This window comes from Chitinophaga eiseniae (genome assembly GCF_012641265.1).
GTDB lineage: Bacteria > Bacteroidota > Bacteroidia > Chitinophagales > Chitinophagaceae > Chitinophaga > Chitinophaga eiseniae_A.
Window position 1 is genome coordinate 38,826 of sequence record NZ_JABAHZ010000014.1, and the last position, 25,844, is coordinate 64,669.

A 25,844-nucleotide genomic window follows, 5' to 3' on the forward strand; every position below is an offset into this window, starting at 1 on the left:
AATTGTAAAAATGATAATTACACCTCTGCGGGGGATTTTCCATAAAATTTCTTGAAAGAAGTGCTGAAATAGCTGACACTGGAAAAACCGCACAATTCGCTAATGTCCATCACACTATGTTTTCTGGACTGCAGTAACCCGAGTGCGTGGTTAAGTCGGATAGATTTGATGAAATCTACCGGCGACTGTCCGGTAAGGCTTTTTAATTTTTTATAGAGCAGGGAGGAGCTGACGAACATGGCAGCGGCAAACTCTTCTTTTCCAAATGCCGCGTTGGCGAGGTTGTCGCGGACTACCATTACCGCCTGTTTCACGAATTTGTCGTTGTGCTCATTTTGCAGGATGGGAATATTATTTTCAGGTTGAATCAGGCGAAGGGCTTTTTCCCTGATGACCGTTCTGTTACGTACGATGGTTTTAATTTTCTGGACCAGCAACGGTATATCGAAAGGTTTGGTCAGGTAATCATCAGCGCCCAGCCCGAGGCCATAAAGCTGGTCGGTTTGGGAATTGAGTGCCGACAACAAGATCAATGGGATATGTGAGGTTTCGAATGTAGCCTTTATGAGCCGGCAGAGTTCATGGCCGTTCATTTCAGGCATTAATATATCGGAAATTACAAGGTCCGGCAGCTCTTTCCGGATGAGCGGCCATGCCTCCTGTCCGTTATTTGCGGTGAATACCTGGAATTCTGTTTGTAAGGCAGTGAGGAGGAAGGCCCGTAATTTTTCATTATCCTCTGCGATGAATACACGTAGTTTGTTTAAAGGTTCCGGTGCATCCACGTCTGAGCATAACGGGGCAGAGACTATTTCATGGATTAATTCCTGCCTTGGAGGTGTCAGATCCTCTACTGAAGCTATCTCTGTATAAGGGATTTCAATTTTGAATAATGCGCCTGCATTTTCCTGGCTGGCAAAAGAGATCTCTCCGCGATGCAATTTTACATAACTTTTGGTAAGCAGCAACCCAATACCGGAACCTGTAATCCTGGCGTTTACTGCATTTTCGCTGCGATAGAATTCCCGAAAAATACTACGCTGTGCTTTTCTGCCAATCCCTATTCCCTCGTTTGTTACTTCCAGTGTCCAGCTTTGTTTGGTACCGGAAAACGCGAGCAGTACAGTACTATTCCTGTACGCATACTTTATTGCATTGGATATCAGGTTATCGACTACTTTCTCCATCATCAGCACATCTACTGCTGAAGTATAATGTCTGACATCCGTATTAAACCGGATAACAATTTCTTCTTGTGTGGCCCAGGCATCAAACAGCGCTTTTCTGGCTGCAATTAACTGTACAATATCCACGCAGCTGAAATTGACTTTTTCTTTGCCGGCATCTACTTTTTGAAAGTCGAGCAAACGTGAAGCGGTCGTTGTCAGTTCTTTTATCTGCTCAGTAGCCAGTTGCAGATGTTGGTGGCCTTTCTCTGAAAAAATCTCTTTTTTAAGTTCCTCTATTGGCGCCTTCACCAGTGTGAGCGCGTTTCTCATCTCATGTGCCGTGTTGGTAAAAAAGCGGATTTTATCTGCGGTATGTTTGCGTTGCAGTTTATCAATATATAATCGCAGGGCAAAGTACATCGCCGTAACCAGCAGCAGCAGAACGGCAGAATAAAACCACCTGCGTTTCCAGAATGGCGGGATTATCCGGAGGTCTATTATTTTTTCTGCTACCATTACACCATTGGCCAGGAGATGTATTTTTAATTTGTATTCTCCAGGGGCAATATTACTATAATTTATTTTCCTTCCTTCTCCCGACTTATTCCAATCTTTGTCCCAACCTTCCAGCATCCATTCAATTGCGGAGCGGGACACACCTTCGTCCAGTATCACCAGTTCAAATGAGAAGTCGTGCTGTAAATAATTAAGTTGTAGTGTGGCTAATTTTGAGAGGTCGATATCCCTTAATGGCGAAAGACTATCATGTACGGACCTGCCGGCAATTGTAAGATCCTGCAGAAATATCCTGCCATTGCTGGCATTGGGTTGTGTTATATCTGGGGGGAACAACACTGCACCGTTATTGGTGCCAATGATGATGCGACCATCTTTCAGAATGGAAGACGCATTCCTGTTGCAAGCCAATCGGTATATCGGTGAAATATGTGCAAATGTCTGTACCTGCTGCCGCTGCGGGTCTAATTTTGCGATGCCCCCTTCCGTACCTATCCAGATAAATGAATCAGCTACCATGATGCTGTTGGCGTAGTCTGATGGCAATCCATTATTCATGTTGAAATGCCGCATCGACTTATCGCCCATATCATAGGACAGTACGCCGTTTCCGGCAGTGGCCAACCATACTTTGTTTTTGTAGTAAACAATATCGCTTACCAGGAACCCATCAACAATAATCTGTTTATCACCATTCTGTTTGTCCATGACCCCCAATCCATAGGTACATCCCATGAGCAGCTGATGATTGCTTAGCTCAGCGAAAGCAGAAACAGGCTGATAGTCATATTTTTTAAAGCTATTTTCAGCAGTGACATATCTTACAATATTACCCAGGCCACCGCCGTACCATATATCCTTGTTACTATCTACATATATATCAAATACATAATTGTTAAAAGGCCGGTTACTGCCTTTTTCCTTTGCGTAGTGTGCCAGCTCCCTGCCGGTAGCCGGATCAAGTACATATACACCTGCCCCGTATGTGCCCGCCCATATGTTACCTGTACTATCTTCTGCCAGTACCAGGAAAGCGCTGACCGCTTCTTTTCTATCTGCGTAAAAGGTCTGCCATTTATCGGTCTTTTCGTTCCACCTGGAAATACCATTGTTAGTAGCAAACCAAAGATTACCCAAATGATCCTGTAAAACGCTGTTAACATGATTATTTACCAGGGAGTTTTTGCTGTTTATCTGATGCACAATATGTACTGCACCTGGTGGATGCTGTTCGAAGTAAGACAACCCTCCGGTGAGTGTGCTGATCCAGATCCTGTTGCTATCACAAAATATATCATAAACCCCATTCCCTTTCAGTGATTCAGGATCGTTCATATCCTCCTTGTAATGATGCAGTATCTTTTCCCCCGACCTTGAAAGCTCCCAGATGCCTTGTCCATCTATTCCCAGTAGCATTGTAGCGGCCGTGTTAAATGCAATTGCCAGAATCGGCTGCCGGGGCAAATCAATATTCACCTTTTTAGCGGCACTCTTTGCAGAAAAATCGTAATACATCAGTCCATCTGAAAATGTGCCGATCCAAAGCTTGTTGGAAATTTTATCATACACCAGTGCCGAAACGTTTTTGGGTATATTACCACAAACGTATTTCTGCTCACAGGTGCGCCTGTCTACAGTATATAGTGCGTTTCCGCGGACTACAGCGAGCAAACGGCTGTCCGATATAGCTACTCGCGACATCTCGTCGGCTTCCCTGCCTATTGCCCGGAGCTTACCATCATAAAATCTGTGTAATCCCATGGATGAAGCCACCCAGATAGCCCCGCTCTCGTCTATTACCGCATTATTGACGCTAAGATGCCCGGTTTTCAGTGGCCCCCTGAGATCAATCAGCAGCTCAAATTTGTCCAGTCTTTTATCGAACCTGAAAAGTTGACCGTTATTGGAATAGGCTACCAGCATGCCGGCACCATACATTAGTTTCAAAGAAATAACATCCGCCGAAACATAGGGTAAACGGTAAATCCTGCAGTCTGGTTCTGCCACCCGCAATACCCCCATCCGGGATGAAGCCCAGATGAATCCATCCACATCCTTGCATACCGATGCCATTTCTCTGATGGCAAGGGCATAGGTATTATTGAGACTGACAAAATTAACCTGCGAAGCAAAAGTAACCGCTGCATAAAGCATTGCTGCAACAAGCAGACCTCCCCTTTTCATTTAATAAGTTTTAAAGACGTGGACTTTTAATAGGTAATACTATTAAAGTATACCCGCGATCAATAAGTGCGTTATAAATTAAACGAACTTCTTCCCAAAAAACAAATATTAAATGTTAATATGACAATAATAGCAATTGCCAAACAGATGATCTGCTTATTTCTTCACCGGAATATTCATAATATAAATATTTATAGTATTGAATATGAGTTGATTATATCTTGTCTGAACTTTGTTCCCACTTTGTTTATACTTTCGAGGTGTTTCCATTTGCCTTCCGTTATGTGAGATCATAGATTGGGAATTATGGCGAAAAATTGATCCGGCTTTACGGGAAGTATCAAAAAAATGGGCCATGCCCATTAGAAACTGGGGCATGGTCCTAAAATCAATAGTCAGTTTACGCTCCCGGTTTTTTATTTGTCATTGCTCTTTTTAACAGTTCTTCATACACAGGTTCTTCCCGCTTTTCCGTGCCATCAGAAAGTTTTATTCCGGCCTTCTCAAATTCCTGGATTAATCGTTTCTCGAAACCTGTGATGTATGATGCAAATGACAAAGAATCTTTTGCGTCAGGAATTGTCTGAAAAGGAACCTGCGATTCTTTAAACCTATATAAAGTGGCTTTAGTACTATCGTTGCCCTCAAGCAGTACTGAGTCGCCATAGTCGGTAATCTTAGCCGCATAGTGATTGGTAAGGTATTTCAAGGAATCATTTTCTATTTTGTAAGGAAGCCCGAACCGGCCAACTTTCTGATTGTAGAAGACTATGTTTTGCGAATCAATATCAAATTCGCTATATCCATTTTCCATTGAAAATCTATGCCATTTTCCGATTAGAAAATTTTTATTTCCTTCCATGGTTTTAAGATTCGGTGAATGGCAGGCAGAAAGCGCAAGAATGAAAACTGTAAGAAAATAGGGTGTTGATCTCATCAGAACTAGTTGTTGAATAATATTAAATAGGTATTCAAGTGACAGGGAATACCCGCACTGAATACTGCCCCCGCTTTCTGCGGGGGCAGTATTTGCCTGTTGTTAATTTAAACCAGTGTTTATTGCGCCCAAATAGTACAGTTAATATTGCCATTAGTATTAGAGCCCCAGGTTTCTGACACCATAATAGCCGGAATATTTAACTGACCAAGCGTATATCCTAAACTACTCCACTTGTTATAGTGGTTGGCGAAAGTAATGACGTGGTTTTGCCCGGTAGTAACTTTTGTAACCCTGGAGCTGTAAATCTGTCTGAAGCCATCGCCGCCATCGATATTTTTACCAGTCATCCAACGGGTCCATACATTATAACCTGCACCATCGCTTTCAAATGTCCCTAAATAGGTGCCGGTATGAGGTGATACTGCACCCCATGTTTCATTCACATAATACTCATAATAAGGATTTCTGCTCCATCCATACCAGCCGAAAGTACCGCCACCAGAATTTGAATAGATACCCAGATTATATCCTATTTTATAGGATGCTGAACCTACGGAATAGCCTTTACCGCACGTAAAGTTGCCGTTAAATCCGGTCCAGTTAACACTGTAATTTCCGTTAGGGCCATTTGCGTAATTAACGGTACCGGTAGCGCCGTCACTTTTCCAAAGCGACCAAAAGAAGCCGTCATGTGTACCCGATTGGTAGAATTGGGCCGCGGCCTGAGCTTTGGAAAACGTCTCAATACCTGCTACCTCGGGCTGGGTTTTTGCCTCTTTTCTACAGCTTGTTAAAATTGTAGCGCCTACGAGTACAATGGCTACAGTAGTGCCAAAAGCAACCTTCCTGGTTACTCTTGCGAGTGGGTTTTGTTTTTTCATATCGTGGGTTTATTGGTTAGAGGGGCAAAAGAAACCTATTTAGAAATAGAACCATGCTAATAATCGCCAAATTTGTTACACAAATGTTCATACGCGGCGATATTCAAAGATGTCGCATTGACTACAGAAAGCATTGAAAAATACTAGTTTCCGGGGTAGGGGGAAATATTGAGGTAATGACCCTCTTCAAACTGTGGAGGAAATATGGGAATAGCTTTCATCAAATGAGGCGACCGGCTAATTTCCGCAGTTCATATATAAAGGTTCGGGGTCTGTACCATATGAATCACCTGAAAATAAACCGCAAAGCGTCATAATAGGCTTTTACGGGCTCTGTCATATGCGTTTCGTCGGGATAGCGAACATATTTATGATCTAACCCTGTTATCTTTCTATTGGTTATTATGGAGTCGAATTTTACCAGGTTGGTATGAAAGCTGGATAATGACATGCCTTCGTCCGCATCACTATAAAAGATCCTCTTATTCATAACGCGGTTATTTTTCAGTCTTTCATCGGCAAGGCGAAGTAAATATCCGTTATCCCACCAAAAGGATGGGCTTATGGCTATATATGCATTAAACATATCCTGCTGCGTTAATAAACAATTGATCGTGGTGATACCGCCAAATGAATGTCCTGCAAAAATTTTAAAAGGTTGTGTTTTGTAGTGCGCGTCAATATAAGGAATTAATTCAGTACCAATGAATTGTAAGAAATTATTTCCGCCACCACTTGACTTAAACCGGGAGTTGGAACTGGTATCCGGCTTTCCGTCGTAATCAATAATACTATGGTTGGGGGTAAGGTCCCTGGTACGGTTGGTGTTTGGAATGCCAATTATAATCATCTCAGGCACAACATTTACATCCCGGCGGCTAAGGTACCGGCAGTATTCTGCCATAAGGCTAAAATGATTGTCCCCGTCAAGAACGTATAATACCGGGTAACGCTTATCGCGCTGTAAGGTATCTGCAGGCGGTAGATAAATATAAACTTTCCGGTCTTCCCCTAACACCTTCGACGGAATTTTGATGATATCTGCCGATATGGGTTTAAATACCGGGTCGGTTTGGGCAAGCAGGTCTTGGGGAATTAACAGGATGAGAAAAATGTATACTATGCTATTTCCAAAATAACGCTTTAAGCTGCAGTTGTAATTCATGCGAATAACGGGTTAAAGTAGGGTGATGAGTTTATGCTTTCTTACACAGTTTTATACTGATAGCTGATCCTCACGAAAATACAACATTTCGGCTCTCATGTTCACCACTATATTTAAGTATGCTTATACAAAATCACAAACAATGACCGGCTATGCGCCAATAAAAAGCATTGAAAGCATATCATTTGGGGGATAGTATATATTGCGTCAGTATTGGGTAATATAAGATTAAATAATTTGAGAAAATATCCCAATTTTTGAGTTTAGTTAGACGGGTAAACTTTCAACTATATAATGTAATGGCAGAGATTTTCCGGAATTCCACTTATGACCCTGGGTGTGTCATGCGGGCTGGCATATTTGAAATTCCATTTATAAGAGCCAGTATAAGTAATAATTTTATTTGCAATGAAAAAATAAATAAGTAACAGTATGAAGATTATTTTATCAGCCGTGCTGATTTTTCTAACTTCTATAACATTTGCGCAAAATAGCCTTCCTCCGAAAGCCTATGGAGCGATACCTGCTGAACGCCAAATAAAATGGCAGGATATGGAGCGTTACTGCTTCCTCCATTTTACAGTGAATACCTTTACAGACCGGGAGTGGGGCCTGGGAAGCGAGAATGAAAGTGTTTTCAATCCTACGAATTTCGATGCGGATCAAATCGTATCCACTATTGCCAGGCATGGATTTAAAGGCGCTATTTTAACCTGTAAGCATCATGATGGTTTTTGTTTGTGGCCCTCCAAATACACAGAACACTCTGTGAAAAATAGTCCCTGGAAGAATGGAAAAGGAGATGTGGTGAAAGAAATATCGGCCGCCTGTAGAAAATATGGAATTAAGTTTGGTATTTATTTGTCGCCATGGGATAGAAACAGCGCCTTATACGGTAAGCCTGAGTATATTGCCTATTACCGGAATCAACTCACGGAATTATTGACCAATTATGGCGACATTTTCGAAGTATGGTTGGATGGAGCCAATGGCGGCGATGGATATTATGGAGGGGCGAATGAGAAGCGGGAGATTGACCGGAAGACATATTATGATTGGGAGAATACCTGGTCCATCATCAGGAAATTGCAACCCAATGCATGTATATTCAGCGATATAGGCCCCGACGAGCGGTGGTGTGGAAACGAAAGTGGTTATGCAAATGATTCCTGCTGGGCTACATACACGGCTCACGGGCCAGAAGGTGATAAGCCAGGTATAGGACATACCAGGTATAAGGAAGGGGAAACAGGTACATTAAACGGCGAAGCATGGATTCCGGCAGAAGTGGATGTTTCTATTCGCCCCGGTTGGTTTTATCACAGTCATGAAGATAACAAGGTAAGAAGCCTGGAAAGTTTAAAAGAGATCTACTTTAAATCGATTGGCAATGGAGCCTGCTGGAACCTGAATCTTCCTCCTGACCGCACTGGTCAAATCAATACGAATGATATCGTTGCGTTAGATAAATTACAGGATTATCTCACCAGATCATTTTCGACAGATCTCTTGCAGGGAGCGAAGGTTAAAGCCTCCGAGGTAAGAGGAAATTCACAGCAATATGCCGCATCCAATGTGCTGGGCAACCAGCATTTGTACTGGACCGTCAATGACAGCACTACAACGGCTTCGCTTTCATTTACACTACCCAAAGCAAAAAGCTTCAACTGTTTTGAGATAAAGGAATACATCCGGTTAGGACAGCGTGTTCAGTCCTTCTCGATTGAAGTGGAAAAAGACGGAAAATGGGAGCAGGTATTCAAAGGAAGTACAATTGGAAGAAAGAAATTGGCAAGATTCGATGCTGTTACAGCATCCAGGGTACGAGTAAACTTTATAAATTCGCTGGCCTGTCCTGTGATTGAATCTGTTAAGCTTTACAAGATTTTATAAGCATATCTTGTTCTAAAATAAGTTTAAAAACAGATCTGCATTTAGATACTATGTATAAGTCATAGAAATCGGGGTGTGAGCAGAAGATATTGCCGCCCGGCAAAACCGGCCCTAATGGCCGGTTTTGTTCATGTTAACCCCGCCTTAGGGAGAGATTACGGGAGAAAGCCTGTTTAAATACTTTACGCAATTCCTTAGCAGTAACAAACTGCCATTCAAACAAGCTGCTTTTAAAATATAAGGGAAGAATTCTTTTTTCTTTGGTATGTCTTAAATGTGTGTACCATTTTTTGTAGAGTATTTCATTGAATACCTGGGTGGGATAACTACCGGATGCAGCATTGCCCAGTTTTAAGGCCTCAAAAAATTGTTGGAATTCTTTTGCGCTCCTGGCTGAAAACCGGTAAGAGAAGTAATCATGATGAATCCGGATTAAATTTTCATCTTTGGGAATACCCAGGTTGGTATGGATGTTTTCGATGATACGAAATTCTGCATTGAGTATTCTCTCATGCTGAACCTTTGAAATGTTATTCCCATGAAGGCGGTAATAAACGAGCACCTCGCTGAGGTTGGCTACCGGGTGACGTAAAGAGATCCTGTACGAGAGATCATAATCTTCTGCGGGAGAATAATCTCTATATCCACCTGCCTCCAGCATGGCTGATCTTTTGATCATCAGGGTGGAGTTGATAAAGGTATTGTGAAATACCAATTCGGGAGATATATTCTTATCGCCGGCTATCACGTTTAAGTTTCCTGTTTCTTCACCGGATTCATTAATAGCGATGGCTTGTCCGCCACATATGGCGATGTCAGGATGCAAGCCTAAAAAACTGATTTGCGCTTGAAGACGATCAGGCAAGGCTATATCATCACAATCCAGGATGGCAATGTATTGTCCTTTAGCCTCTTCAATCCCACGGTTACGGGTGAAAGTAAGCCCTTTATTACCATCATTGTGAACTAAACGGATGCGGGGATCTGTAAATTGACGAATGATGTCAAGCGTGCGATCCGTAGAGCCATCGTTAATAATTAATAGCTCAAAATCAGTAAAGCGCTGATCGAGGACACTTTGTATGGCTTTTTCAATATATGCTTCGCCGTTATAGGCTGCCATAAAAACAGTAACTAAGGGATTGTTTATATTAATATCCATGTAGGTGATAGTATTGAGCTGGGTAGATCCTTTTTACGGTATTTACCCCACTGCTGCTAGTTTTGCGACCGAAGGTAACTTTCATTTTTGATACCTGTGCATATTTTTTCTCATCAATTAGCAAATGCTCCTACCTTCTATAAATAAACCCCTCTTTCGATTCCATTCCAATAAAAAACAACTCAAAGGAAGGGTGCAGTTTCGGTAAATGATACAATTGCCCGACTGCATATTGCAGCATCTCCTGTTGAAGCGGGAAGATCTCATACCAGCATTTTCTTTCTGTATAGAATTCGAAATTCTTTGGGATAGAGGTGTTTTTCACAATAGCAACACCGGGAAAAGCATATTTACCCGGCTCATCATAATTGCGCGGTATGTTATTAATATCCGGGAGGCGATCCCTTTTTGATAATTTCCCTTGCCCGGATTTTAAACGGTACCGCTTCTCCAAAGCTGCAAATAAATTATGTCTGTATTGATCACTGGTCTCAACATTGTCGAAAGAGATGGTTGTTTCCAAATGATAGATGTTGGTAGCTATGCAGCAGGTATACAACTCCACAGCGCTATATTCGCTGATCTTCTGGAATCCGAGATCAATTACATTTTTCAGTTCCGTTACATAGCTCTCTTTATTGAACTGCCTGAGATAGGGTATGATCTCTTCGGGATACAAACGGCCGTTAAATAATTGCATTAGTCAGGATTTTTAAATAATCTCTGCAAATTAAAAAAAGAGGACCATAGTCCTCTTTTTTTAAACTTTATAGTACTGCTCCCAGCCTTTTCTTGGAGGGGGACCTATCAGTAATTCATTAGCATGTTTATTATTCGTGATGATCTTCTTTTCCCGGTCGAATTGTAGTTTCTCTCCCGTCCATTGCGCCAGTACACCGAGACAGAATACCTGGCTGAGCGGCCCTGCAATAGCGAATGGAGACCGTGTTTGCTCTTCGCCTTTACAAGCCCGCAGGAAGTTCTGAAAGTGGTTAGATGGACTAGCCGGTACTACCGGCAGTTTACCTGCCATTTCTTTTGCTTTTTCCTCCGGAATGATAGAGAGGGTACTACCATGTGAGCCTCCTTTAAACGTAAGATCCTTACTGTAGATAATCTTACCGGGGTTCAGTTTAGCCGGCGCGATAGGACCATTGCTGGGAGGTGGAATATTAGGGTCGAGTCCTGATACGCCGTATCCGGGAGGAATAGGTGGCAGGTTATCCACGCCATCGTACCAGGTGATATCCAGTGCGGGCATATTTCCTCTTTTCGGGAATTTGAATGCCAGCGTGGTAGACATGGGGTAGAAGAAGTTATTATGACCCGTGAGCTTGACCGGATCCACTTCGTATGGCAAGCCAAGATCGAGGAATTGGTGGGCCGTATCGATGATATGTGCACCCCAGTCGCCCAGTGCGCCCATCCCGAAGTCGAACCAGCAGCGCCATTGGCCGTTTACGAAATCCTTGTTATAAGTGTGTCCCTGTGTTGTCATCTGCCAGATATTCCAGTCGAGGGTGGCAGGCGCCTGTTCGGCAGGGGGGAAAGCTGTAATATTGGGGTTCCAGCCATGCCAGCGCCGTGGAGAGTTCATATGGGCGGTAATGGCTGTTACATCTTTGATGATACCAGCGTCTGTCCATGCTTTAAACTGGAAGTAATTAGCTTCAGAATGCCCCTGGTTGCCCATTTGCGTCACTACTTTTGGATGCTTCCGGGCTGCTTTCATCATCAGTTCTACCTCGTTGAAGGTGCGTGCCATTGGCTTTTCCACGTATACATGTTTGCCGAGGCCTATTGCCATCATCGTGATCGGGAAATGCGCGAAGTCGGGTACGCCGATGGATACCGCATCAATCTGGTTGCCCATTTTATCGAACATCTGGCGGAAATCCTGGAAACGAGGCACGTTGGGGAACATTTTCATTACCTCCAGGGTATGCGGTGCGCCCATGTCTACGTCGCAGAGTGCAACAATGTTTGCCAAACCTGTCTTGTAGAGCGCCTGGGCGATCTCTCCACCCCGGTTGCCTATACCAATGAAGGCAAGGTTTACTTTTTCGTTAGGCCCGATTTTGCGGGTATAGGGCTTCGCTGCAGCCATCAGCAGGCCTGGAGTAGCGGTAGCCAGGGTGGCCAGCGTTGCCTGCTTCAGGAAGCTCCTTCTTGAGTTGTTGTGATTCATTGCGTGGTTGTTAATTGCCTCCCCAATATATATAAAATGGTTTTGCAATCGAAAGCATTAACAAAGAAAAGCACAAAACTTTATATAAATGGTAAAATAATGGAAAATCTGTGTGGGTTCAGCTAGGTAATTTGGGGAAGTGGCCGTCTCGTTTTTTATGAACTAGCAACGAAAAGAATATCTTTCAGCATAAGAATGGAGGATATAAGAGTGAGAAAATACCCTGGCCAGGAAAATAATGGCGGTAGGTTGTCACATTTGGACATCACGTGGTGTCTTGATGTTTGAACAAAAAAATTAAGGAGGACCTTCATTATGGCATTACGTATTTCAAAAGCAGCGCTCCCCGTGGAGCTAAGGGAAAACTTGATTAAGCAATTCGGCTCCGTTCCTGAGCCTGTTGAGGTAGTATGGCATAACCCTAAAGTAGCCGCCGCCAGTCTTGAGCTGGGACGCAACGTAGGGGAGTGGAACGTATGTGATGAGCATCTTAAATCATTTGCGCACATGGCTGTTGCAGCAATGATTGGCTGCAGCTGGTGCCTCGACATCGGCTATTTCCAGGCACAGCACAAGGGTTTAGACCTGGCTAAGGCCAGCCAGGTGCCACGCTGGCGGGAGTCGGACGTGTTTACGCCATTGGAGCGGGATGTGATGGAATATGCGGAGGCGATGAGCACCACGCCAATAACCGTCACTGATGAATTATCGGCTCGTTTGCTGAAACAGCTCGGGCCTGCGGCATTGGTAGAGTTGACTGCGCTCATCGGCTTTGCTAACCTGTCGACCAGGGTCAACACGGCGCATGGCATCAAATCACAGGGATACTCTGATGCATGCGAAATTCCATTAATCAAAAAGTCCGGCGTAGTATTGACATGATAGAACAGGATCCCTTTATTATCCATCGGAACCTGCTATTCACGGTAGCTTACGAGATGCTGGGTTCGGCAACGGATGCAGAAGATGTGCTACAGGAAGCGTGGCTCCGGTGGGTCGATATTGATCAATCGCAGGTGCGCAACCCGCGTGCCTACCTTATCCGGATGGTGACGCGGCAGGTGCTCAACTGGAAGCGGACGTTGTTGCGTCGCCGTGAGGAATATGTGGGAGAATGGCTGCCGGAACCGTTGCTGACTCATCCTGGTGTTGCCGAGGACCTGGAGTTGTCGGAGAGTATTTCGATCGCTATGTTGATCGTGCTGGAAACACTTGGGTCCATGGAGCGAGCCGTATTCGTGCTCCGCGAGGTTTTCAACACGCCATATGACGAGATCTCTGAAATAACCGGTAAGCCAGCGGCTACCATCCGGCAAATCGCAAGGCGGGCGCGTGAGCATGTTGCGGCCAGGCGTCAACGGGAGCCGGTAAGCCGCTCTGCACAGCAAGTGGTGGTAGAGCGTTTCCTGGCAGCGTTGCGAACAGGGGAGTTGCAACCACTGATGGCAGTACTGGCGCCTGATGTTACGCTGATTGCGGATGGTGGTGGATTGGCAGCTGCAGCTGCTGCTCCGGTTTACGGAATTGAGCTGGTAGCGAATTTACTGGTACGCCCGAACCGGGTAATTGCCGCAACTACGTTATGGCTCAATGGTGAGCTGGGAGGCCTTGTCGAAAGCAATGGCGCAATGGCCGCAGTGAGTTTCGTGGTAGAAGATGAGCGGATCGTCCGGATTTATGCGATCGCCAATCCACAAAAGCTTACGAGGCTGGACAAGCCAGTTGAACTGGCCAGGTAAAGTATTGAGACCCGCTGCTACGGCGGGCCTCAATACTTTACGCTATAACGGCTTACATAGAAGGACTTTTCTCAGGCCAGGCAAACCCCTTTCCTCCAGGCAGGTATCTTTCCGTTTCCTGCACATAAAATGTATTTACTCCCTGGACTCCAAGCCCAAAATAGTAGACGAATTGGTCTACATGTTCCTGGTACTCTCCAAACTCCCGGTACTCTCTGTGTAATGTAAGCAGCTCCTCGAGATCTTCATTGTGGATGCGTAGCGTCTCCTTGCAGGCCTCTTCGAGCGAAAGACCGTATTGCCGCTGAAGCACAAAAACAACATTAAAGACCTCTGTTCCTTTGGCCAACTCTTTTGGCAAAGAGTGAATATCATTTTGCCACACAATAATTCTCACCATCAGGCTCATCATTCGTTGAATGACGCAGTGCTCTACGATATGATCGGGCAGCACCAGGCCAGACTCAATTTCCCCCAGGACCAGGTAAGGGTACATCAGGACGGCATATTCGCGGATTGCTTTATATACTGCGAAAGAGGGCGGGGGTTGATTGGTTACCTTATAAGAATGTTCTACTTCAATCCCATACCTAAAGGTCAGGTAGAAGTATCGAATGAAACGCTTCATCCATATTTCCGGCATAAATGCACGAAATTCATCCCTGATGAGCGCCAGGTGCTGGTAAATTGCATTTTCTTCCGGCAACGGCGAGGCGCCATTTAAAATTTCCATGCAACGGATACGCTGTTGTTGCTTTTCCTCCAGCGATAAATCTTCCAGCTGATCATCGAGTACCACATATTGGAGCATGAACCTGTTACAGGGAATAGTTTGTTCATATGTTAAGTCAGGCCACATACACGCAGTGCACGCATGCAACCGCATTTTTTTGTACTTCACTATTTGTTTAGGCGTCAGAAAAGTATAGTCATTATCGATCCATGATTCCATATCCCTACCCATTTGTTCCAAATGAGGATTCACGCGGTTGGGCCATGGGTAGTAGTTTAGAGGCAGATAGTCTCTTGGATTAATTTCTGCAGATGCCATTGAGATCGTTTTTGCTGTTTAATGATAAATATATCCGGATGCTTTTACACATCCGGACTAAACACGTATGCTGAAATTTCTTTAGCCCAGGGCCTGTTTTACTGTTTGTACATCGGGAAATCCCTGTATTGAATTATACCTGTCGAGTGTAGATGAAATAGACTTCCATCCGTTCAACGTCATACTGATATAATGAATCCTGTTTGTTACGGCATCCTGCCAGGACCCAAAGTCTGGCAGGAAATCCTGTAGATATTGAAATTCCCGCAGGTATTCATTGTGGATGTGCAGTGCTTCCAGACATGCTTTCTCCAGTGAAATATTCCGTTGGTGTTGGATAGCCTTCACTACATTATAGTAAATGGCGCCGGTAGCTTCGTCTTTAAGTACCGACTGCACTTCATTGAAGCATGCCATCATACGAACAGCCAATGCTTTCAGGCGTTTTATAGTATGATGCTGATGTATAGATGCTGGTAGAAAGACTTCCGTTTCAAGATCGAGTAGCTCCAGGAACGGGTAGAGGCAGAGCGAATCTTCGCGGATAGCCAGGCATTCTTCTACAGAAGGAAACTCTTTTCGGACCTTGTAATAAAGCTCTTGTTCCAGGCCATCGAAGTATTTTTGAAGGCCACTGATAAACCGGTTCATGGATTCTTCGGGGAGAAATTGAACCAGTTCTTCCCTGAGCGTGAATAGCAGCCCTGCAAGCGGAATGGTCAGTTCATCTCTGGCAGCAGTTCCTTTTAAAATTTCCAGGGACTGATCACGCACAAGATGCAATTCATGAAGATTACATTCTTCGCACCTGTCATCATTATAAAGTGTCCATAACATGAGCCTGCATACCGGTTTCAGTCGTTCGGCACTGGCTGTAGGAAACCATTGGGAAGCGATATGCGCAGTTTTGGTCATTTTATACTTCTTCCTGGTGAGAGGGTCATTGTTATAAAGGGCTAAATACTCTCCGTCTATCCAATGCTGTTCAGTTATTTCCTGCATGGCGCCGGCAAATGTATTTTTGAGCATGGGGAAAGGATAGTGGAACTGGGATAGTATAGAAGTTATCACCGGATTCATAGAAATCAGTTGGGTTAAGTTGAGGGTGAAATAAAATCAATCTAATATTCTTATCATGTCATCTCAATGATGCTGCCTGAGTGGATCTTTTCTTTTTTTTCGATTTTATAAATTAAATATTAACGATTCCAGCGACCCCTATCATGCCTGTCACGCTGTTGAAGAATAGGGTTTGTCATTATATTTCTGATTACTCTTTAAGGTTACTTTGGTTAACTATCCGTCTTATATGAGCTTGTGGATGTAGGGTTTGAATATGGGAATTTACAAAAAGTTCCAAACTTTTGGCATTTTTTGGAACTTTTTATATGATGGCAGGGATATTTTAGATCAAAATGTAAACTTACGCACAATAAGTCTTGGCGATAACTCCCTTCGGAAAAACCTTTACCTCGTCCAACTTCAGGTAAAGCGGCATTTTCGCATTGCCGAAGATGGGCAGTCCTGATCCCAATACAACAGGATGAATGGCCAGGTGGTACTCATCAACGAGACCTGTGGCAATAAGGCTCTGCATAAATCCTGCGCCGCCGATGGCTACGATTGGCTTCCCTGGCTCAGCTTTAAGTTCCCTGATCCCTTCGGTAAGATCGCCATCGAAAATCCGCGCCCCGGCCCAGGAAGCCACGGCAGGCGACTGTTCCAGCCCGTGGTCGATGCCTTTAAATCCTTTTTGGGTAAAAACGGCCTTGGGAATCTCGTTCATTGGTGCAGCAAATGGCCCGGTCGCAGTAGGCCAGTAAGGGGCCAAAGTTTCAAACGTTTTCCTGCCCATGATGATTAACCCGGCTTGCCGGATCTGATCAACACTCCAGGCCGCCGACTCTTCGTCCCCGGTTTTGAACACCCAATCTTTCCCGCCATCCGCGGCACTTACAAAACCATCGATAGAAACCGACATTTTCACTATTAATTTTCGCATAGCTAAATGATTTGTTTCACAAATGTAACCGAGTCTTTCTTCAAGCAACGGGGGCTAAAGCGACAATCTCAAGGGGTAATTGCGACTTATCACTGGACCACCATTTTTATGAAAAACTGGACCACAAGCATAGTCCAGTTAAAAAGTAGTTTTGTTATTCATTCAATATAATTTATAGCAATGGATTACAAAATTAAAAAAGCAGGTTTGGAAGACTTAAACGATGCCGCGGAATTATTCAACCTGTACCGGATTTTTTACCGCCAGGCCGACGATTATGAGAAATGTAAGCAGTTCATACGGGAAAGGCTGGACAATGAGCAGTCCAATATTTTCCTCGTTTATGTGGAGGATAAAGCAGTGGGGTTTGTGCAGCTGTACAAGATGTACCATTACATTAAACTGGCAAAGCAGTGGTTATTGAGCGATTTGTTTGTTCATCCCGATTACAGGGGGAAAGGGTTATCTGTTGCCCTGATAGATCGTAGCAAGCAATGGTGCAACGAAACGGAAGCTTGCGGTTTGATGCTCGAAACTGAAAAGATAAATGATATCGGTAATAAACTCTACCCTCGTTGTGGATTTGAATATGATGGGTTGCACAACTATTACTACTGGTGGAAATAAAACAGGGAATGGCGAAACGATGTCGTTTCGCCACTCTTGCGCCATAAGTCGGTTAGTGTTTGAAATGAACCAACCAGGGCAAATAGCATTTGCGCCGGGTTTATTAATAATGAAAATTGTTTATATGGACTTGTGATATCCCGAAATAAAATTTGGATGATTGGAGTTTAATATTGTTATATTTAACATTGTATTCACAAACCGATGTTACTTTTGGCGGCTCATGACTGCTAATCATACAGATGATTTACAACTACTTGCCCGCATAAAAGTGGGGGAATCGCGGGCATTTGATCTGTTGTTCGTGAAGTATTATTCCAACTTGTTGCATTTTAGCAAGTCACTATTGCCTTATCCGAGTGATGAGGCGGAAGATGTTGTATTGGAAGTATTCCACCAGTTCTGGCGAAACAGGGATACCATCAACATACATTCCTCTCTCTCCGCCTTTCTATACGTTTCTGTTAAAAACCGTATATACGATTATCGCCGTAAGTTGAAGCTCAATACACCGCTGGAAGATATTCACGGCGATACCATGGCCAGCCAGGAAGGCCCTGACCATACCTTAAATTATAAAGAGACAGCCGAAAATATTGAGAAGCTCATCAGGTTACTACCTGAACGGATGCAGCTGATCTTCCGGATGAATCGGGAAGATGAACTCAGCTACCAGGAAATTGCAGACCTGCTGGAGATCTCCATTAACTCTGTCAAAACACAGATGTACCGCGCCATCAAATTCTTAAAGGAAACCTACCGCTTCGACAGCTCCGTTGTCTAAAAAAATATTTTTTTTCGTTGTCATGATTTGTGATTGTTCTTTCGTCTTATAGTAAAAGGACGTATAAATTGAGAGAACAAGAACTTTACCTGTTGGTCACCAGGTACCTGTCGGGACAGACCAGCGACGCGGAGAATGCCTGGCTGATGGACTGGATGGCGGCGGATAAGCGTAATCAACAAGACTTTGACGAAATAAAAAGAGTGTGGCAGGAGCATCAGCGAACTACCGACGAACAGGTAGGGCAGGCATTATCTGTTTTGCGGGCGAGGATTGCAGCCGATGAACAACGTCCTGCGCCGGTAAAATCCAAACGGGTACAACTATATTGGTTTGCGGCAGCAGCCGGCATATTGGGTATGGTACTTACTACCTGGTACCTCTTTACACCTAAGCCTACCAACCATTTGCTTTCTTTAAAAGTTGTTACTCGCCCGGGTGAGAAAAAGACCATTGTGCTGGAAGACAGTACCAGGGTGATATTAGGACCCGAAAGTGAACTTTCCTATCCAGCAGCTTTTGATAAACACAACAGAACCGTATCGGTAAAAGGACAGGCCTACTTCGAGGTAAGCCAGGCGCCTCATCAGCCGTTTGTGGTAGAAACTTCCCTATTATCTGTGCAGGTATTGGGTACCCATTTCAATGTACAGGCAGATCCGAAAGCGCCCGCCAATACCGTGGCTTTGCTGGAAGGTGCGGTTAAAGTAAAACTGAAAGGAGAGAAAACTTATCTGCTCAAGCCGGGGCAGGAGATCTCCGTGGATAGTCACACTAATCAAATAGCGTTAAATCCCCTGGATTCCACGTCGGTATTGGGATGGCAACAAAATGTGCTGGTATTTAAAAATGAAGAATTCGGCAGCGCTGCTGCAAGGATAGAAAAAATGTACGGTGTAAAGATTGTCTTTAATAATGGAGAAGCAGCAGCAACACATCTCTATGCACAATTTAAAAATGAACCGCTGGACGCTGTAATGGCTGCCATCTGTACTTCCGGTGTGCTGACCTACCGCCAGCAGGGCGACACTATTTATGTGAATATGAAGAAAGGAACTAAATAAAAAACCGGTATCTACGAAATGCCGGTTATCGCTATCAAATTGTTGGAATGTACATGTATCTGGCGCAGGCGCCAATTGAATTTAACTACCACCTAAACGACTAAAACTTATTGCAACATGAAGACTATGTAAGCCGCTACCAGGTATGAGTTAAAAAGAAACCGGCATCTACGAAATGCCGGTCGGATCGCTATTAAATTGTTGGAATCTAATTAACGAATTTGCTAATTTATGAAAAAAAAGAGTTATCCTGTATCTCTGATTTTACGTCTTTGCAGACTTTTAACAGTTATTGTACTTTTTTTGTGTACCCAGCAAGCATGGGCTGCAAACAGGGTCGGAAATTTGCAGGACCTGTCAAAGGTAAAATGCTCGCTGGCTGCGGTGAATATGCCACTCAGCGATGTATTTGACATACTGCAAAAACAAACTGAATTTAATTTTATCTGTGTAGACAATACCAGGTTGCTGACAAGAAAAGTTAACCTGGTGAAGCGCGATAAAAGCCTTGCCATCATCCTCGATGAAATTGGCCAGGAGTTAAGCTTCTCTTATCGCCTTTCCGGCCGTCAAATCATCATCGAACCTTTACGCACGTCTGCCGCAGCGGCCCCAGCACCTGCACCCCGCCTGGTAAAAGGGCATGTAACAGACGCAAAGAAGGTAGGCCTTCCCGGCGTATCGGTGCTCATTAAAGGTACCCACACTGGTACTATCACCAGCCAGGAAGGTGATTTCTCCATCAAAGCCAGTACCGGCGACATACTCGTTTTCAGCTTTATTGGCTTCCTGGTAAAGGAAGTACCCGTAGGTGACGGCGATAAGTACGACGTACAATTGGAAGAAAACTCCAAAGGCTTATCAGAAGTGGTAGTAACCGCTTTGGGTGTAAAGAAGGAGAAAACCAAACTAGGCTACGCTGTGCAGGAAGTACAGGGCGAAAGCCTGGTGAAAGCGCGTGAACCCAACCTGGTTAACTCCCTTACCGGTAGGGTAGCGGGCTTGAATATTAAGAACTCCACTGACTTATTCCAGGACCCGGGCATATCATTGCGCGGTCGTAAGCCATTGATCGTGATCGACGGGGTACCTGACCAGACAGCCGATTTCTATAAGGTAAATGCCGATGACGTAGAAAGCATGACCGTCCTGAAAGGCGCCAGCGCTTCTGCGCTGTATGGGTCTATTGGCCAGAACGGCGCTATTATGATTACTACCAAACGTGGTAAAGGCAAAACATTAAGCGTAGAGATCAATTCCTCCACGCAACTGCAACCCAGCTTTATCCGTATTCCTAACGTGCAAACCGTTTACGGTGCAGGCTTTAAAGGAAAGTATACGTATGTGGATGGTTCCGGTGGCGGACCTGAAGGTTCGGGCTGGATCTGGGGACCCCGGCTTGATCAGCGGGATCCCAGCACGCCAAGCGGGTATTTCGAAACCCCGCAATTCAATAGTCCTATTGATACAGCAACCGGCAAACGTATTCCGCTGCCATTCATCTCCCGTGGTAAAAATAATGTGAAGGACTTCTTCAACACCGGCGTGGTGGCGAGCAACACCATCAGCATCATGCAAAGCTCCGATAAAGGATCTTTTCGTGCCTCTGCTTCACATATCTATCAAAAGGGGATTGTACCTAATACTGGTTTGAACAACAGCTCATTTACAGTAGCCGGTAACTACAAATTATCAGATGCGTTAACCATGGATGCGCGGTTGAGTTATAATAAACAGTATACCGACAACTTCCCTGAAACCGGCTATGGTCCTACCAACTACCTCTATAATCTTGTATTATGGACGGGCGCGGATGTAAGTGTAAAAGACCTGCGCAACTATTGGATGCCGGGTAAAGAGGGCATTCAGCAACGTAACTACAACAACTCCTACTACAACAACCCTTATTTCCAGGCATATGAATACCTGCGTGGATACAATAAGGATAATACTTTCGGCTCCCTGAACCTCTCGTATAAGATCAGCCCTGAGTTTTCAGTACAATTCAGGAATGGTATCAATACGTATGGTCTTAACCGTACCTATAAGGAGCCTAAGAGTTACATCGGCTATGGCAACAAGTCGCGGGGCCAGTTTACAGTAGCAACACAAAACTACTTCGACATTGCTTCTGACCTCATTGGCGACTATAACCATACCTTCTCCAGCAAGTTCAAGATCCATGCACAACTTGGCGGATCGAACTATTATCGTAACTACAAGTGGGGAGATGCCAACACAGATGGTTTAACTGTTCCGGGTTTCTATAGTCTAAGTAATTCTGCCAACCCCGTACAGGCCGAAAACTTTGTGGAAGAGAGAAGGACCAGCAGCGCATATGGGGTGATCGACCTCGAATTCCTGAACGCGATCTACCTTTCTGCTACCGGAAGAAATGACATCATCTCCACTTTACCAACAGAAAATAATAGCTTTTTCTATCCATCTGTCAGCGCTGCTGTAGTCATCTCTCAACTGACTAAGCTGCCATCATGGATTACTTTTCTGAAGGTGAGAAGTTCCTGGTCGAGAGTATCCAGCGCTACGCTCAACGATAACAGTTATACCTATAGCTACCTGCCTTCTTTCAATAAAGGTACTATCTGGAATAACGTACCCTCTTTAACTTATGGAAATGCCCTGCTAAACAAAATGTTGATTCCGCAAACATCGGACAGCTGGGAAGCCGGCGTAGATGCGAAGTTCTTCAACAGCCGGATTGGCATAGAAGCTACCTACTACCAAACCCGTGATTATAATAATATCGTTTCCGTACCAATGTCTGTTTCCAGTGGTTACAATAGCCAGCTGGCTAATGGTAATGTGTACCAGCGCAAAGGAATAGAGCTGGCGCTGACAGGTTCTCCAATACGGGGTAAAGCATTCAGCTGGGATGTGGCGGTCAACTTCAGCAAATACCGTCGTTACCTGAAAGAGATCTATGGCAATGCGGAAACACTGGACTTCCTGCGGGTAGGTGATCGCACCGACAAGATTTTTACAGGTGTATATCAGAAAGACCCGCAGGGTAACATCATCTATGGCAGCAATGGTTTTCCTTTGAATGATGCCTTCTCCCGTTTTATTGGGTATAATGATCCTGACTGGACTTATGGTATGGAAAACAGCTTTACCTATAAGAACTTCACGTTTAAATTCCTGGTTGATGGCCGTATCGGCGGTATGATGTATTCCACCACCAATCAGAAGATGTGGTGGGGTGGTACGCATCCGGGCACAGTAAATCATTTCCGTGATGAGGCGAATGAAGGCAAATCTACCTATGTGGGTAAAGGGGTAGTGGTAACAGGCGGTGAGGCAACCTACGACAGCTATGGCAACATCGTGAAGGATACCCGTACGTTTGCGCCTAATACCAAAGCGGTGAATTATATCGACTATATGACCAACACCAGCAATGGCGCCAACAATAACTACAATTATTTTTCACAGACTTTCCTGAAACTCCGTGAGGTAACGCTCACTTATCAGTTCCCATCGTCGTGGCTGCACAGGTCATTTATTAAAGGTGCTACCGTATCCTTTGTGGGCCGCAACCTGTTGCTGTTCTCAAAAATGCCGAATGTAGACCCGGATCCGGCTGCGGATAACCTGCAGACACCATCTACACGCTCTATGGGTATCAATTTTAATATTAAGTTTTAATGCGCTGGTTTATGAAAAAAATCGTCTTTATATTATTAAGTATCCTTGTCATACAGTCGGGATGTAAAAAATTCAGCGAATTCCAGACAGACCCTAACAAGTCCACCATCGCTACGCCCGACCTGTTATTGAATGCGATCATACAGAATGCTTTTCAGTCAACCACCATCGGTGCTGCGCTGGCGTGCCGGCAGATGGTGTATACGGATGCGGCTAACGCCAACCAATATTATGGCTGGAACAGAGCGGGCTTTGATACCTATGGCAGCTTACGCCAGGTGCTGAAGATGGAGCAGGCGGCCACCGCACAAAGCAAACCTGAATACCAGCCGTTAGCCAAATTTTTCCGCGCCTGGTATTTCCTGCAACTTACCCAAACCTTTGGCGATGTGCCCTATTCCAGCGCACTGAAAGGAGATGATGGGATAGGAGCCCCTGCCTACGACAAACAGGAGGATATTTATCTCAATATCCTGAACGACCTGAATGCGGCCAATAGCCTCATTGCTGCAGGCACTACCGCTGTGCAGGGTGATATTCTCTATAACGGTAACATGCAGCAATGGAAACGCGCCATCAATGCACTGTCGTTGCGTGTATTGATGAGTTTATCGCTGAAGGAAGGAAAGTCTAAAATTGACGTGAAAAAGCGTTTTGCAGATATCGTGAACAACCCCGCTACTTATCCGCTACCAGCGGGCAACGATGACAATGTGGCTCTGAAGTTCTACGACCTGCAGGGGAACCGCTATCCGTACTTCAATAACAACGACTTACAAACGGCAGATTATATGGAGGAGAGTTTTGTTAATCTCCTGAAAGGGCTCAAAGATGCGCGGCTATTCAGCTTTGCAGACAAGGCCCCTAAATTCGCCGCTTTACCTGCCACTGATTTCAATGCCTATGGTGGTGCAAAAGCGAGCGCACCGGTGAATGAAAATAACGCGCGCACCGTTGCGGGAGAGGTGTCTAAAATTAACCCACGGTTTTATAATAACCCGGTAAATGAACAAAGCATTGCCCTGGGATATCCGGAGTTGCAGTTCATCCTTGCAGAAGGGGTGCTGAGAGGCTGGATCAGCGGTACGGCTAGCGACTACTACGAAAAAGGCATCCGGGCATCCATGGCTTTTTACAAGATTGATCAGGCGGCTATTGATAGTTATGTTGCGCAGACCGCTGTAAAGCTATCATCAACCGATGGCTTAGGCCAGGTTATTACACAGAAATACATTGCCGCATTCTTTAACAGTGGCTGGCAGCCATTCTACGAACAACGCAGAACCGGCTTCCCGGTATTTGATGTTTCCGGCGCAGGTATGCTTAACAACAATAAAATACCTAAAAGATGGATGTACCCGGAGAGCGAGTTGCAACTGAACAAAGACCATGTACAGGAAGCTGTTACGAACCAGTACCCAGAGGGCGACAACATCAATGGCGTCATGTGGCTGATTAAACCATAGGGATTTTCATAAATATAAATAGGCTACGCTGCACCCATACCGGTGCAGCGCAGCTGTTAAAACAGTATGACAATGAATAAATGGACAAAATCACTGGCGATTGTATTCCTGGCTTTTCAGTCTGGCGTATATGCGCAAAATGTTAGAAAAACGGTCTTTGTAATTGCAGATGGTATCCCTGCAGATGTAATAGAACGTTTGGAGCTTCCTAACATTAAAAGGATTATCAGCGACGGTACCTATACCCGGATGCATGTGGGAGGCGATAAAAGTTCGTACAATGAAACGCCCACTATTTCTGCAGTTGGCTACAACAGCCTGTTGACCGGCACCTGGGTGAACAAACACAATGTGCCCGATAACGATATAACGGCGCCGAATTACAACTATCAGCACATTTTCCGCCTGTTTAAAGCGCAGTACCCTGGTAAAAAGACGGCGATATTTTCCAGCTGGCAGGACAACCGTACCAAGTTAGTCGGCCATGAGCTGCCCGAAGCAGGCAACGTAAAGATGGATTATTATTTTGATGGCTATGAGCTGGATACCATCCACTATCAGCATGATAAAGCACATCAGTTCATGCACCGCATTGATGAAAAAGTGGTAGAGGAGGCGACGGCCACCATCAGGAAAAATGCACCGGACTTATCATGGGTGTACCTGGAATATACGGATGATATGGGGCATATGCACGGCGACAGCCCTGAATTTGAAGCCGCTGTTAAAATGCTGGATGCACAGATGGGCAAACTGTATGATGCTATTCAGTATCGTAAGAAACAGTTTAAAGAAGATTGGCTGTTAATGATCACTACGGATCATGGCCGGGACGAGAAGACCGGCAGGGGGCATGGGGGACAGTCGCCGCGCCAGCGAACCACCTGGATGGTAACAAATTACAAGCCGTTGAATGCTTATGCTACCCGCTACCAGCCGGCTATCGTGGATATCATGCCAACGATCAATCGTTATATGAATATTAAGGTGCCATCCGACGTGCAGCGGGAAATTGATGGTACACCACTCATTGGGAAGGTATCTATCTCCCAGGCGCTGGTTAACAGCGTGCAGGGACATCTTGATATTACCTGGAAAGCGTTGGAGCCGGCAGGGAACGTGAAGATCTGGTTGACTACCACCAATGATTTTAAAGCAGGTAAGGCAGATCAATACCACCTGGTAGGCGAAGTGCCGGTAACCAGCCAGCATGCCTGGATTGATGTTAAAGATTATCCTTCGGATTATTACAAGATAGTGCTGGAAGCCCCGGAAAATACGTTGAATCAGTGGATAACAAAGGAGACTAAAAAATAAGATCTTAATTCGGGGCGCACTGCGGCCCGA

19 protein-coding genes are annotated in these 25,844 nt (G+C 44.8%); 9 read left to right on the forward strand and 10 right to left on the reverse strand.

Annotation, left to right across the window (positions count from 1 at the left end):
* Positions 1 to 17 precede the first annotated feature (17 nt).
* From HGH91_RS30205 to HGH91_RS30220, 4 genes are all read right to left on the reverse strand, one after another.
* Entirely contained in the window at positions 18 to 3,869 is a 3,852-nt protein-coding gene (locus HGH91_RS30205; RefSeq protein ID WP_168742964.1) for a hybrid sensor histidine kinase/response regulator transcription factor, read from the reverse strand.
* Positions 3,870 to 4,269: 400 nt separating this feature from the next.
* On the reverse strand, positions 4,270 to 4,806 hold the full coding sequence (locus HGH91_RS30210; RefSeq protein WP_168742965.1) for a hypothetical protein: 537 nt from the start codon (positions 4,804 to 4,806) through the stop codon (positions 4,270 to 4,272).
* 119 nt (positions 4,807 to 4,925) lie between these two features.
* Entirely contained in the window at positions 4,926 to 5,690 is a 765-nt protein-coding gene (locus HGH91_RS30215) for a glycoside hydrolase family 11 protein (protein WP_168742966.1), read from the reverse strand.
* 286 nt (positions 5,691 to 5,976) lie between these two features.
* Positions 5,977 to 6,855: an alpha/beta hydrolase gene (locus HGH91_RS30220; RefSeq protein WP_168742967.1), complete on the reverse strand. Its 879-nt coding sequence runs from the start codon at positions 6,853 to 6,855 to the stop codon at positions 5,977 to 5,979.
* 552 nt (positions 6,856 to 7,407) lie between these two features.
* Between HGH91_RS30220 and HGH91_RS30225 the strand changes: the two genes are divergently transcribed.
* On the forward strand, positions 7,408 to 8,748 hold the full coding sequence (locus tag HGH91_RS30225) for an alpha-L-fucosidase (protein ID WP_211092484.1): 1,341 nt from the start codon (positions 7,408 to 7,410) through the stop codon (positions 8,746 to 8,748).
* A gap of 133 nt (positions 8,749 to 8,881) precedes the next feature.
* Here HGH91_RS30225 and HGH91_RS30230 read toward each other — a convergent pair whose 3' ends face one another.
* The 3 genes from HGH91_RS30230 to HGH91_RS30240 form a co-directional block, all read right to left on the reverse strand.
* The gene (locus tag HGH91_RS30230; protein ID WP_168742969.1) at positions 8,882 to 9,910 is read right to left on the reverse strand and encodes a glycosyltransferase family 2 protein; all 1,029 of its coding nucleotides are present in this window, start codon (positions 9,908 to 9,910) and stop codon (positions 8,882 to 8,884) included.
* 130 nt (positions 9,911 to 10,040) lie between these two features.
* The gene (locus tag HGH91_RS30235; RefSeq protein WP_168742970.1) at positions 10,041 to 10,610 is read right to left on the reverse strand and encodes a hypothetical protein; all 570 of its coding nucleotides are present in this window, start codon (positions 10,608 to 10,610) and stop codon (positions 10,041 to 10,043) included.
* A 60-nt stretch (positions 10,611 to 10,670) separates the two neighbouring features.
* Positions 10,671 to 12,098, reverse strand: a complete 1,428-nt coding sequence (locus tag HGH91_RS30240; protein ID WP_168742971.1) for a Gfo/Idh/MocA family protein — start codon at positions 12,096 to 12,098, stop codon at positions 10,671 to 10,673.
* A gap of 315 nt (positions 12,099 to 12,413) precedes the next feature.
* Here HGH91_RS30240 and HGH91_RS30245 point away from each other — a divergent pair, with 315 nt between their 5' ends.
* Together HGH91_RS30245 and sigJ are read left to right on the forward strand one after the other, a co-directional pair.
* Positions 12,414 to 12,980 carry a carboxymuconolactone decarboxylase family protein gene (locus HGH91_RS30245; protein ID WP_168742972.1) on the forward strand — a complete coding sequence of 189 codons (567 nt, stop codon included), beginning with the start codon at positions 12,414 to 12,416 and terminating at the stop codon, positions 12,978 to 12,980.
* Entirely contained in the window at positions 12,935 to 13,837 is a 903-nt protein-coding gene (gene sigJ / locus HGH91_RS30250) for an RNA polymerase sigma factor SigJ (RefSeq protein ID WP_211092485.1), read from the forward strand. Before HGH91_RS30245 ends, sigJ begins: the two co-directional genes overlap by 46 nt.
* Positions 13,838 to 13,889: 52 nt before the next feature.
* Here sigJ and HGH91_RS30255 read toward each other — a convergent pair whose 3' ends face one another.
* The 3 genes from HGH91_RS30255 to HGH91_RS30265 form a co-directional block, all read right to left on the reverse strand.
* The gene (locus HGH91_RS30255) at positions 13,890 to 14,888 is read right to left on the reverse strand and encodes a terpene synthase family protein (RefSeq protein WP_168742973.1); all 999 of its coding nucleotides are present in this window, start codon (positions 14,886 to 14,888) and stop codon (positions 13,890 to 13,892) included.
* 81 nt (positions 14,889 to 14,969) lie between these two features.
* On the reverse strand, positions 14,970 to 15,968 hold the full coding sequence (locus HGH91_RS30260) for a terpene synthase family protein (protein ID WP_168742974.1): 999 nt from the start codon (positions 15,966 to 15,968) through the stop codon (positions 14,970 to 14,972).
* Between the two features lie 343 nt (positions 15,969 to 16,311).
* The gene (locus tag HGH91_RS30265) at positions 16,312 to 16,890 is read right to left on the reverse strand and encodes a dihydrofolate reductase family protein (protein ID WP_168742975.1); all 579 of its coding nucleotides are present in this window, start codon (positions 16,888 to 16,890) and stop codon (positions 16,312 to 16,314) included.
* 180 nt (positions 16,891 to 17,070) lie between these two features.
* Here HGH91_RS30265 and HGH91_RS30270 point away from each other — a divergent pair, with 180 nt between their 5' ends.
* From HGH91_RS30270 to HGH91_RS30295, 6 genes are all read left to right on the forward strand, one after another.
* Positions 17,071 to 17,517, forward strand: a complete 447-nt coding sequence (locus HGH91_RS30270; RefSeq protein WP_168742976.1) for a GNAT family N-acetyltransferase — start codon at positions 17,071 to 17,073, stop codon at positions 17,515 to 17,517.
* 223 nt (positions 17,518 to 17,740) lie between these two features.
* Positions 17,741 to 18,301, forward strand: coding sequence for an RNA polymerase sigma factor (locus HGH91_RS30275; RefSeq protein ID WP_168742977.1), 561 nt, complete (start codon positions 17,741 to 17,743; stop codon positions 18,299 to 18,301).
* 68 nt (positions 18,302 to 18,369) lie between these two features.
* Positions 18,370 to 19,365, forward strand: a complete 996-nt coding sequence (locus HGH91_RS30280) for a FecR family protein (RefSeq protein ID WP_168742978.1) — start codon at positions 18,370 to 18,372, stop codon at positions 19,363 to 19,365.
* A gap of 345 nt (positions 19,366 to 19,710) precedes the next feature.
* Complete coding sequence (locus tag HGH91_RS30285) at positions 19,711 to 23,031, forward strand: SusC/RagA family TonB-linked outer membrane protein (protein WP_247651891.1); 3,321 nt, start codon at positions 19,711 to 19,713, stop codon at positions 23,029 to 23,031.
* Positions 23,032 to 23,042: 11 nt separating this feature from the next.
* Complete coding sequence (locus HGH91_RS30290) at positions 23,043 to 24,497, forward strand: SusD/RagB family nutrient-binding outer membrane lipoprotein (protein ID WP_247651892.1); 1,455 nt, start codon at positions 23,043 to 23,045, stop codon at positions 24,495 to 24,497.
* Positions 24,498 to 24,569: 72 nt separating this feature from the next.
* Complete coding sequence (locus tag HGH91_RS30295; RefSeq protein ID WP_168742981.1) at positions 24,570 to 25,814, forward strand: alkaline phosphatase family protein; 1,245 nt, start codon at positions 24,570 to 24,572, stop codon at positions 25,812 to 25,814.
* Positions 25,815 to 25,844: the final 30 nt, after the last annotated feature.

Bases quoted from the DNA above. Each gene is read 5' to 3' on its own strand.
- HGH91_RS30240 (WP_168742971.1), bottom strand. From the start codon at position 12,098: ATGAATCACAACAACTCAAGAAGGAGCTTCCTGAAGCAGGCAACGCTG.
- HGH91_RS30210 (WP_168742965.1), bottom strand. From the start codon at position 4,806: ATGAGATCAACACCCTATTTTCTTACAGTTTTCATTCTTGCGCTTTCT.
- HGH91_RS30235 (WP_168742970.1), bottom strand. From the start codon at position 10,610: ATGCAATTATTTAACGGCCGTTTGTATCCCGAAGAGATCATACCCTAT.
- HGH91_RS30220 (WP_168742967.1), bottom strand. From the start codon at position 6,855: ATGAATTACAACTGCAGCTTAAAGCGTTATTTTGGAAATAGCATAGTA.
- HGH91_RS30205 (WP_168742964.1), bottom strand. From the start codon at position 3,869: ATGAAAAGGGGAGGTCTGCTTGTTGCAGCAATGCTTTATGCAGCGGTT.
- HGH91_RS30255 (WP_168742973.1), bottom strand. From the start codon at position 14,888: ATGGCATCTGCAGAAATTAATCCAAGAGACTATCTGCCTCTAAACTAC.
- HGH91_RS30260 (WP_168742974.1), bottom strand. From the start codon at position 15,968: ATGAATCCGGTGATAACTTCTATACTATCCCAGTTCCACTATCCTTTC.
- HGH91_RS30270 (WP_168742976.1), top strand. From the start codon at position 17,071: ATGGATTACAAAATTAAAAAAGCAGGTTTGGAAGACTTAAACGATGCC.
- sigJ (WP_211092485.1), top strand. From the start codon at position 12,935: ATGCGAAATTCCATTAATCAAAAAGTCCGGCGTAGTATTGACATGATA.
- HGH91_RS30265 (WP_168742975.1), bottom strand. From the start codon at position 16,890: ATGCGAAAATTAATAGTGAAAATGTCGGTTTCTATCGATGGTTTTGTA.
- HGH91_RS30295 (WP_168742981.1), top strand. From the start codon at position 24,570: ATGAATAAATGGACAAAATCACTGGCGATTGTATTCCTGGCTTTTCAG.
- HGH91_RS30275 (WP_168742977.1), top strand. From the start codon at position 17,741: ATGACTGCTAATCATACAGATGATTTACAACTACTTGCCCGCATAAAA.
- HGH91_RS30245 (WP_168742972.1), top strand. From the start codon at position 12,414: ATGGCATTACGTATTTCAAAAGCAGCGCTCCCCGTGGAGCTAAGGGAA.
- HGH91_RS30225 (WP_211092484.1), top strand. From the start codon at position 7,408: ATGGAGCGTTACTGCTTCCTCCATTTTACAGTGAATACCTTTACAGAC.
- HGH91_RS30230 (WP_168742969.1), bottom strand. From the start codon at position 9,910: ATGGATATTAATATAAACAATCCCTTAGTTACTGTTTTTATGGCAGCC.
- HGH91_RS30290 (WP_247651892.1), top strand. From the start codon at position 23,043: ATGAAAAAAATCGTCTTTATATTATTAAGTATCCTTGTCATACAGTCG.
- HGH91_RS30215 (WP_168742966.1), bottom strand. From the start codon at position 5,690: ATGAAAAAACAAAACCCACTCGCAAGAGTAACCAGGAAGGTTGCTTTT.